The organism is Streptomyces sp. SM11 (assembly GCF_002910905.1).
Taxonomy (GTDB): domain Bacteria; phylum Actinomycetota; class Actinomycetes; order Streptomycetales; family Streptomycetaceae; genus Streptomyces.
The window spans coordinates 1-8,744 of the sequence record NZ_NEUE01000063.1; the positions used below are offsets into that span (position 1 = coordinate 1).

At 72.1% G+C, this 8,744-nt stretch carries 11 protein-coding genes and 1 pseudogene; 6 read left to right on the forward strand and 6 right to left on the reverse strand.

All coding sequences use genetic code 11. From position 1 onward, the window contains the following. Positions 1 to 47: 47 nt before the first annotated feature. Positions 48 to 266, reverse strand: a pseudogene (locus B9S58_RS38395) (hypothetical protein); the annotation flags it as partial. 93 nt (positions 267 to 359) lie between these two features. Between B9S58_RS38395 and B9S58_RS03815 the strand changes: the two are divergent. The 5 genes from B9S58_RS03815 to amaP are packed head-to-tail and all read left to right on the forward strand — an operon-like array spanning position 360 to position 2,676. Further along, complete coding sequence (locus tag B9S58_RS03815) at positions 360 to 827, forward strand: Asp23/Gls24 family envelope stress response protein (protein WP_103530729.1); 468 nt, start codon at positions 360 to 362, stop codon at positions 825 to 827. 43 nt (positions 828 to 870) lie between these two features. After that, the gene (locus B9S58_RS03820; RefSeq protein ID WP_006123598.1) at positions 871 to 1,062 is read left to right on the forward strand and encodes a hypothetical protein; all 192 of its coding nucleotides are present in this window, start codon (positions 871 to 873) and stop codon (positions 1,060 to 1,062) included. Continuing rightward, entirely contained in the window at positions 1,059 to 1,412 is a 354-nt protein-coding gene (locus tag B9S58_RS03825) for a hypothetical protein (RefSeq protein ID WP_103530730.1), read from the forward strand. Before B9S58_RS03820 ends, B9S58_RS03825 begins: the two co-directional genes overlap by 4 nt. Continuing rightward, complete coding sequence (locus B9S58_RS03830; RefSeq protein WP_103530731.1) at positions 1,409 to 2,092, forward strand: DUF6286 domain-containing protein; 684 nt, start codon at positions 1,409 to 1,411, stop codon at positions 2,090 to 2,092. The genes B9S58_RS03825 and B9S58_RS03830 overlap by 4 nt, the downstream gene beginning before the upstream one ends. Before the next feature lie 5 nt (positions 2,093 to 2,097). Next, positions 2,098 to 2,676, forward strand: a complete 579-nt coding sequence (amaP, locus tag B9S58_RS03835) for an alkaline shock response membrane anchor protein AmaP (RefSeq protein WP_258044180.1) — start codon at positions 2,098 to 2,100, stop codon at positions 2,674 to 2,676. Positions 2,677 to 2,764: 88 nt separating this feature from the next. Here amaP and B9S58_RS03840 read toward each other — a convergent pair whose 3' ends face one another. The 5 genes from B9S58_RS03840 to B9S58_RS03860 form a co-directional block, all read right to left on the reverse strand. Further along, positions 2,765 to 3,520, reverse strand: a complete 756-nt coding sequence (locus tag B9S58_RS03840; RefSeq protein ID WP_103530733.1) for an SDR family oxidoreductase — start codon at positions 3,518 to 3,520, stop codon at positions 2,765 to 2,767. A 4-nt stretch (positions 3,521 to 3,524) separates the two neighbouring features. Continuing rightward, the gene (locus B9S58_RS03845) at positions 3,525 to 5,318 is read right to left on the reverse strand and encodes a glycoside hydrolase family 15 protein (RefSeq protein WP_103530734.1); all 1,794 of its coding nucleotides are present in this window, start codon (positions 5,316 to 5,318) and stop codon (positions 3,525 to 3,527) included. Between the two features lie 58 nt (positions 5,319 to 5,376). Continuing rightward, positions 5,377 to 6,180 (reverse strand): SURF1 family protein, encoded by an 804-nt coding sequence (locus B9S58_RS03850; RefSeq protein ID WP_103530735.1) that lies wholly within the window; start codon positions 6,178 to 6,180, stop codon positions 5,377 to 5,379. A 78-nt stretch (positions 6,181 to 6,258) separates the two neighbouring features. Further along, on the reverse strand, positions 6,259 to 6,492 hold the full coding sequence (locus B9S58_RS03855; RefSeq protein ID WP_006123591.1) for a hypothetical protein: 234 nt from the start codon (positions 6,490 to 6,492) through the stop codon (positions 6,259 to 6,261). A 64-nt stretch (positions 6,493 to 6,556) separates the two neighbouring features. After that, positions 6,557 to 7,579 carry a DEDDh family exonuclease gene (locus tag B9S58_RS03860; RefSeq protein WP_103530736.1) on the reverse strand — a complete coding sequence of 341 codons (1,023 nt, stop codon included), beginning with the start codon at positions 7,577 to 7,579 and terminating at the stop codon, positions 6,557 to 6,559. 295 nt (positions 7,580 to 7,874) lie between these two features. Between B9S58_RS03860 and B9S58_RS03865 the strand changes: the two genes are divergently transcribed. Further along, positions 7,875 to 8,744: sterol desaturase family protein (locus tag B9S58_RS03865; protein WP_103530737.1), on the forward strand; the 870-nt coding region annotated here is incomplete at its 3' end.

The window sequence follows — 8,744 nt, forward strand, 5'->3', positions numbered from 1 at the left end:
AGGGGTTGCGCATGCGGGGTTGTGGGATCTCTCTTTCACAGTCTGCCGGCCCCGGCCACCGCTTCCCCCGCCGGGCCGATCCGCAGCTTCCCCAGCACCGTCCCGGGGCGAGCCGCCGCCCCGCGCAGCACCGAGGCGGCAGCCGTCTCCGCGATCCACGTGCCGTCCGCCGGGCGGCCCAGCGGCAGCAGCCTGCCCAGGCCCAGCCGTTGCCGTACCGCGGCGGTCCATCCGTCGGCCCTCTGCGGGCCCCGCGCCGTTGTCATCGTCCCAGCCTGCCGCATCCATGGCGCGAGATGGGGAAAGCGCACTTAACGTGGACAAGGAAGTCCAACCCTGCCCCGAAGGGAAGAACGGCGATGACTGACACCTCCCAGCGCAACACCCCCACCAGCGGTTCGGGCGACAAGACCCTCGGCAAGCACGGCGGCGGCGCCCCCGGCACCCGGGGCCGTACCACCATCGCCGACGGCGTCGTCGAGAAGATCGCCGGAATGGCGGCACGCGACGTGGGCGGCGTCCACGCGATGGGCAGCGGCCTGTCGCGGACGTTCGGCGCCGTCCGCGACCGGGTCCCCGGCGGCGGCAAGTCCGTCACCCGCGGAGTGAAGGCCGAGGTCGGCGAGTCCCAGGCGGCCCTGGACCTGGAGATCGTCGTCGAGTACGGCGTGTCCATCTCCGACGTGGCCCGCGACGTGCGCGAGAACGTCGTCGCCGCGGTGGAGCGCATGACCGGCCTCGAAGTCGTCGAAGTCAACATCGCGGTCAGCGACGTCAAGCTGCCCGACGAGGAGGACGACGACGAGCCCGAGCAGCGGGTCCAGTAGTCCTTCCGTATCTCCGTCGCACGGCACTTGAGGAGAGAACACGATGAGCATGGCTGTCGCCGGCCTGTTGGCCGGCATGGCGCTCGGGTTCGCCGGATATTTCGGCGGGTTCGGAGCCTTCGTACTGGTGGCCGCGCTGGGCGCGATCGGCTTCATCGCCGGCCGCTTCCTGGACGGCGACCTGGAGCCCGGCGACTTCTTCCGGAGTCGCGAGCGCGGCGACCGGCGACGGTGACGGCGGTGACCGGCCGGGTCGCCGCCGCCGAACGGGGCGAGACCCGGATCGCCGACCGCGTCGTCGCCAAGATCGCCGCCCAGGCGGCGAAGGAAGCGGTCGACGCACCGCCCGCGGACGGGGCGTCGCCGCGTGCCACGGTCACCGTGCACCGCGACGCCGCCCGGGTCCGGGTCAGCCTGGAGCTCGGCTACCCCTGCGACATCGGCCGCCAGTGCGGCGCCGTACGCCGCCGGGTCGTCCAGCGGGTCAAGGCGCTGGCCGGCATGGAGGTGCCCGAAGTGGCCGTGCAGGTCGAACGGCTGCACCCCGCCGGAGCCGGCGCCGCCGCACAGGGGAGGATCCGATGACCGAACCCGGTGAACCGACCGGCTCCACCCGGCGGATGCCCACCGTCGAGCAGAGCGACGGCGAGGCGACCGTGCCGGTCCCGGACGCGTCGGCCGAGGCCCGCGCACCGGTCCCCACCCTGGACCAGGGCGACGGCCGGGCCGGCCGCTTCTGGTCCGCGCGCCGGGTCCCGGCCGCCCTGCTGGCCCTGGTGCTCCTGGGCGCGGCCGGACTGCTGCTCTACGACATCGCCGCAGTACGCGCCGACCGTCCGGCCATGCGGTGGCGGCGCTCCCTCGCCGACGGACTGGCCGAACGGCACCTGGACGACCTGGTGGTGCTCATCGGGGCGGGCGTCGCGGCGCTGATCGGCCTCTGGCTGATCCTGCAGGCACTCACCCCCGGACTGCGCGACCTGCTGCCGATGCGCCGCGATCGCGCCGAGGTCCGGGCCGGACTCGACCGCACCGCCGCCGCACTGGTCCTGCGGGACCGGGCCGCGGAAGTGGCCGGTGTGCAGTCCGTGCGGGTCGGGATGGGACGGCGCAGGGCGAAGGTGCGCGCGCTCTCGCACTTCCGGGAACTCGACGACGTACGCGCCGACCTGGACGCCGTGCTGGAGACGGCCGTCCGGGAACTGGGACTGGCGAAGCCGCCGGCCCTCTCCGTCCAGGTGCACCGACCGCCGAAGAAGGGATGAGCCGCATGCGCTCCACCGTCAACCGGGTCCTGCTGGCCCTGGCCGGGCTGGTGCTGGTCGCCGTCGGCGGAGCCGTGCTCGCCGCCGGCCTCGGCGCGTCCGTGCCGTCGTGGTGGCCCTGGGACGGAAAGACCGATGTGCTGCTCAGCACGGCCGACCGGCTCCGCTGGCGCGACGAGGGCTGGTGGTGGCCGACCGTGATCGCCGTCCTCGCCGTGCTCGTGGTCCTCGCCCTGTGGTGGTTCCTCGCCCAGCTCCGCCGCGGCCGGCTCGCCGAAGTGCTGGTGGACAGCGGCGACGGCGAAGGGGCGCAGCTGCGGGGCCGAGCCCTGGAGGGCGTGCTCGCCGGGGAGGCGGGCGAGCTGGACGGAGTGGCCCGCGCCCAGGCGATGCTGACCGGCCGCCGCACCGCGCCCCGGGCCCGGCTCCGGCTGCTGATGGAGCCGCACGCCGCGCCGCTGAGGACGCTGAACGCGGTCGCCGACGGAGCGCTGGCGCACGCCAGGGACTCGGCCGGCCTGGACGGACTTCCCGCCGAGGTACGCCTCAAGGCCGTCAAGCACCGCGCGGAGCGGGTGTCCTGACGGCCCTTGGGCGTACGGAGGGCCGAGCTCGACGGCGTACGACCGGTACGGGAGCGAGGCCGGCCGCGTTCGGGAAGTGCCCGGCGGGTCAGAAGCCGTGCCGTGATCCTCCGTCGACCGGGACCATGATCCCCGTCAGGTACGAGGCGGCGGGGGAGAGGAGGAAGGCCGCGGTCTTCCCGAACTCCTCGGGCGTCCCGTAGCGCCGCAGCGGGATCCGTGCCTCGTTGGCGGTGCGGGCGGCCTCCGCGTCGCCGGACAGGGCGTCCAGCTCACGGACCCGGTCGGTGTCGATCCGGGCGGGCAGCACGCCCACCACCCGGATACCGCGCGGGCCCAGCTCGTCGGCCAGCGACTTGGCGAAACCGGCGAGACCGGGGCGCAGCCCGTTGGAGATGGTCAGCCCCGCGATCGGCTCATGGACCGATCCGGAGAGCACGAAGCCGATCACGCCGCCCTCGCCGAGCGCGTCCGCCGCCGTCCGGGCGAGCCGTACCGCTCCCAGGAAAACCGTCTCGAACGCGGTCTGCCACTGGTCGTCGGTGTTGTCCGCAAGGAAGCCGGGGGCCGGTCCGCCGACGCTGATGAGGATGCCGTCGAGCCGTCCGAAGCGCTCCCGCGCCGTGTCGACCAGGCGCTGGGCGGCGCTCGGGTCGGCGTTGTCGGCGGCGAGCCCGACCGCGTCGGGGCCCAGCTCGGCGGCGGCCTCCGTGACGTCGTTCTCGTCCCGGCCGCTGATGATCACTTTCGCGCCGTCCGCGGCCAGGGCGCGAGCCGTGGCGTTGCCGAGGCCCCGGGTCGCTCCGGTGACGATGTAGACGCGGTCCTGCAGTCCAAGATCCATGGCCCTATCCTGCCGGGTCCTCACCGGCGAGGTCGACAGCGGAGTTCACCAGCCCGATATGGCTGAAGGCCTGGGGGAAGTTGCCCAGCTGCCGCCCCGCCGCGAGGTCGTACTCCTCGGCCAGCAGCCCCAGGTCGTTCCGGAGCTCCAGCAGCCGCTCGAAAAGGGCCCGTGCCTCGTCCGGCCTGCCGGTCCGCTGCAACGCGTCGACCAGCCAGAACGAGCAGACGATGAACGCGCCCTCGTCGCCCGGCAGTCCGTCCACCGAGTGGCCCGCGGTGCTGTAGCGGCGGACCAGGCCGTCGCTGCCCAGCTCGTCGCGGACCGCGTCGACCGTGCCGATGACCCGGGGATCGTCCGGCGGCAGGAATCCGGTCCGCACGATGAGCAGCGTCGAGGCGTCGAGCTCCCGTGACCCGTAGGACTGGGTGAAGGTGTTCCGCTCGGGGTCGTACCCCTTCTCGCAGACCTCGGCGTGCACGGCGTCCCGCATCGCCCGCCAGCGGTCGGGGTCACCGGGCAGCTCCGGGTTCTCCTCCAGCGAGCGCACCGCCCGGTCGGCGGCGACCCAGGCCATCACCTTGGAGTGCACGAAGTGCCGCCGGGCACCGCGGATCTCCCACAGCCCCTCGTCCGGTTCGCGCCAGGTCGACTCCAGGAAGCCGAGCAGGCTGAGCTGGAGGTTCCAGGCGTGCGGCTTGCTGTCGAGCCCGGCGACGCGGGCGAGGCGGAGCGCGTCGATGACCTCGCCGTACACATCGAGCTGGCGCTGACGGACGGCCGCGTTGCCGGTGCGCACCGGCCGGGAGTGTTCGTATCCGGCGAGCCAGGGCAGCTCCGTCTCGGGCAGCCGGCGCTCGCCCGCCAGCCCGTACATGATCTGGAGGTCGGCCGGGTCCCCGGCGACGGCCCGCAGCAGCCAGTCCCGCCAGGCCGCCGCCTCCTCCAGATAGCCGGCCGAGACCAGCGCCCCGAGGGTCAGCGTCGCGTCCCGCAGCCAGCAGAAGCGGTAGTCCCAGTTCCGTACGCCGCCGATCTCCTCCGGCAGGGAGGTGGTCGGGGCCGCCACGATGCCGCCCGTCGGGGCGTACGTCAGCGCCTTGAGAGTGATCAGGGAGCGCAGCACGGCGTCGCGGTAGGGGCCTTCGTAGGTGCAGACGCCGGTCCACTTCGCCCAGTCGTGCAGGGTGTGCTTCAGCGCCTTGCGCGGGTCGATCAGTTTCGGGCGCTGGGCGTGCGAGGGGTGCCAGGTCAGCACGAACGCCACGCTCTCGCCCTCGGCGACGGTGAACGAGGAGCAGGTGCTGAACTGGTGGCCCCACGTCTTGACCGGCGGCTCGCTGCGCAGCCAGACGGAGTCGGGGCCCGCGACCGCCACCCGGTGTCCGTGCGAACGCCGCACCCAGGGCACCACGGATCCGAAGTCGAAGCGCAGCCGCAGCACCGAACTCATGTCGACGCTGCCGCTGATGCCCTCGACGATCCGCATCAGGTCCGGCGTCGCGTCGCGCTGCGGCATGAAGTCGATGACCTTCACCGTCCCGGTCCGCGTCTCCCAGTACGTCTCCAGGACCAGGGAGTCACCCACGTAGCCGCGCCGGGCGCAGGTGTCCGAGGCGCCTGCCCCCTTGGGCGCGATGCGCCAGTGGCCGTTCTCCTCGTCGCCGAGCAGGGCGGCGAAGCAGGCACCGGAATCGAATCGGGGCAGGCAGAGCCAGTCGACGGAACCGTTCCTGCCGACGAGCGCGGCGGTCTGCAGATCGCCGATCAGGGCGTAGTCCTCGATGCGTGGGGTCACACCTGGCGTTTTCCCGAACCGGGCCGTTGTCAACCAGCCCGATGATGTGTCACTGCCCTCAGGCGTTCGTCGGTGCGGGCTGCTCCGGGGCGTCGGCCGTCGCGTTCTCGGCCGCGGCCTGCTCACGGTCGCGCTTCTCACGGCGTACGAGAATCATCCAGCCGACCGGGACCGCGGCGACGAACAGCCACCACTGGACGGCGTAGGCCATGTGCGGGCCGATCGAGCTGTCGTCGGGGGAGGAGATCTGCTCGGGCAGATCCCCCGTCGGCCGGGGAGCGGTCTGCTCGATGTATCCGCCGAGGACCGTCCGGGACAGCAGCTGGGACTGCTGGTCGCTGTTGATCAGCATCACCTGCCGGTCCGGCAGTCCCGTGAGGTCCTTGATGCCGCTGCTGCCGGTCGTCTCGTCCGCCTTGAGGCGGCCGGTGACGGTCACTTCGCCCCGGGGAGCGGGCGGCACGTCGGGGAAGGCGGTCTGGTTCGGCGCCGCCGGCACCCAGCCCCGGTTGACCAGGACGGTGCCGCCGCCCTTGAGGTCCAGCGGGGTCAGGACATGGACGCCGATGCGGTCGTCGTCCGAGGTCCGTCGGCGGACGACCACCTCGTGCTCGGTGTCGAACGTCCCCGTCGCGGTGACCGCCCGCCAGTAGTCCGAGCGCGGGACGGTGTGCCCGGGGGAGGTGAGATCAGTGACCGGGACCGGCTGTGCGTCGAGGTTCCGCGAGATCAGCCCGTTCTGCTCGACCCGGTGTTCGTGCCGGTGGAACTGCCAGAAACCCAGCTCGGTCATCGTCGGGATCAGCACGACGCCGAGCAGGGTGAGGATCACCCACTGCCGGGTCAACAGGAAGCGGTACACCCCATGACCGTACAACCGGGGTCATGGGGTGCGGCACTCAGGGGTGCGGCCGGAGCGGTCCGGTCAAGGGATGTTCCGTCATACTTTGTCCACGATGCCTGCCTTCCCCTCGGCGCGGGCGCAGTGGGCGCCGCAGTACCAGTGCCCGTCGGCCTCGACGCCCTGCCCGATCACCTGGACCCGGCAGTGCTCGCAGATCGGCGCCATGCGGTGGATGGCGCAGGAGAAGCAGTCGAAGACGTGCACCGCGCCCTGCGCGTGCACCTCGAAGGACATGCCGTAGTCGTTTCCGCAAACCTCACAACGTGCCATGCGCCACAGGGTGGGACGCCCGGCGGTCACGGGGCGAGCGGCTGCCGGGCGAGTCGTGCCCGGTTCACTCCGATGACGGTGCGGGGGCCTGGTGCGGCAGTGTCGTCCCCGGACCCGGTTCGGCGGGGGCCACATCGCGCAGCAGATGGGTGAAGGCGCTCTCCTCCAGGATCGGCGTCCCGAACGATTTGGCCTTCTGCGTCTTGGAGGTGGCCGCGTCCGGGTCGTTGGTCACCAGCAGACTGGTCAGCCGGGACACGCTGGTCGCCACGTGCAGACCGGCCTCCACCGCCCGGTCCTCCAGCAGCTCCCGGTCGATCGAGGTGTCCCCGGAGAAGGCCACCCGCATCCCCTGCCGGAGCGGCTTCTCCTTCTCGTACCGCCCCGGGTTGGGATACGGGCAGGCCGGCCGCTTGCGCGAGGGCCGCCAGCTGTTCTGCTGCCGGGAGGGCTGATACCCGACGCGCGGGGCGACGGGGGAGTCGGACCACTCGGTCAGCGGCCGGCACTCCAGCAACGGCAGCCGTACCCCGCCGCGGGCCGCCGCGTGCAGGCTCGGCCGGAACGCCTCGGCCAGCACCCGGGCGTCGTCCAGGGCATGGTGGGCCTGCTGCTGTACGACCCCGAAGTGCGCGGCGAGGGTGGCCAGCTTGTGGTTGGGCAGCGGCAGCCGCAGCTCCTTGGCCAGCGCGATCGTGCACAGCCGGTGCTCGACCGGAGCGATCGTGGAGGCCCGTGCGTACTCCCGGGCGATCATCGACCAGTCGAACGCCGCGTTGTGCGCGACGAGCACCCGGTCCGCGAGCCGCTCCGACAGTGCGGCCGCAACCTCCGGGAAGAGCGGCGCGCCTTCCAGCACATCGCTCGTCAGCCCGTGGATCCAGACGGGACCGGGGTCCCGCTCCGGGTTGACCAGCGTGTACCAGTGGTCCTCGACATTGCCCAGGGCGTCCAGCCGGTAGACGGCGGCGGACACTATCCGGTCGTCGCGGGCGAGTCCGGTGGTCTCCACGTCGACGACCGCGTACCCCTGGGGGTAGGCGGTCGGCCATGGTGCGGCTGTCTGGCGGTCGTCGAGCATGGTCACAGAGAATACGGGCCATGACTGACAGTTCCCTATTCGGCCGGGCGAGTGCCGTGTGCGGACCTGGCGTCAGAGCGAACCCGCGCGGAGCCGCCCCGCGCAAGAGGGAGGCCGGGGAGGTGCGTTGAGGCGCGCCACGTACTGCCGGCGGCCCCGGCGAGGCGGACGACGCGCGTCCCGTGCATCCCGCGTCCCGTGGAGATTGGCGGAAGGCACCAAAGACTGCTGACGCCAGGTCTCGCATACTTGTGGGTAACAACGTCTAGCCCTCGCCGGCCCGCGGCCCTACGGTGCTCGCATGGAGCCGAACCTGCCCGATGTCGTGCTGTGGTCAATACCGGCCTTCGTGCTGCTCACCGTGATCGAGATGGTCAGCTACCGCCTCCACCCGGACGAGGGCGCCGCCGGGTACGAGACCAAGGACGCCGCCACCAGCCTCACCATGGGCATCGGCAGCCTGGGCTTCGACCTGCTGTGGAAGATCCCCGTCCTGGCGATCTACATGGGGGTCTACGAACTGACGCCGCTGCGGGTGCCCGTGCTGTGGTGGACCGTCCTGCTGATGCTCCTCGCCCAGGACTTCTTCTACTACTGGTCCCACCGAGGCCACCACGTGATCCGGATCCTGTGGGCCTGCCATGTGGTGCACCACTCCAGCGAGAAGTTCAACCTCACCACCGCGCTGCGCCAGCCCTGGACCTCCGCGACCGTCTGGCCCTTCTACCTGCCGCTGATCGCCTGCGGGGTGCACCCGGCGGCGCTCGCGTTCTGCCAGTCGGCCAACCTGGTCTACCAGTTCTGGGTGCACACCGAGCGGGTCGGCAAGCTCCCGAACCCCTTCGAGTACGTCCTCAACACGCCCTCCCACCACCGCGTCCACCACGCCTCGCAGGGCAGCTACCTGGACCGCAACTACGGCGGGATCCTGATCGTCTGGGACCGGATGTTCGGGTCCTTCGCGGCCGAGACCGAGCGGCCCGTCTACGGGCTCACCAAGAACATCTCCACCCACAACCCGCTGCGCGTCGCGACCCACGAGTACGCCGCCATCGTCCGGGACGTCCGGGCCGCCGACACCTGGAGCGAGCGGGCCGGGCGGGTCTTCCGCGGGCCCGGCTGGCAGCCGGCGTCGAAGGCGGGGGCCGGAGGCCCGGCGCCCGCCCCCGCG

Coding starts and splice junctions, on each gene's coding strand:
- B9S58_RS03815 (WP_103530729.1), top strand. CDS start 360: ATGACTGACACCTCCCAGCGCAACACCCCCACCAGCGGTTCGGGCGAC.
- B9S58_RS03820 (WP_006123598.1), top strand. CDS start 871: ATGAGCATGGCTGTCGCCGGCCTGTTGGCCGGCATGGCGCTCGGGTTC.
- B9S58_RS03830 (WP_103530731.1), top strand. CDS start 1,409: ATGACCGAACCCGGTGAACCGACCGGCTCCACCCGGCGGATGCCCACC.
- amaP (WP_258044180.1), top strand. CDS start 2,098: ATGCGCTCCACCGTCAACCGGGTCCTGCTGGCCCTGGCCGGGCTGGTG.
- B9S58_RS03840 (WP_103530733.1), bottom strand. CDS start 3,520: ATGGATCTTGGACTGCAGGACCGCGTCTACATCGTCACCGGAGCGACC.
- B9S58_RS03855 (WP_006123591.1), bottom strand. CDS start 6,492: ATGGCACGTTGTGAGGTTTGCGGAAACGACTACGGCATGTCCTTCGAG.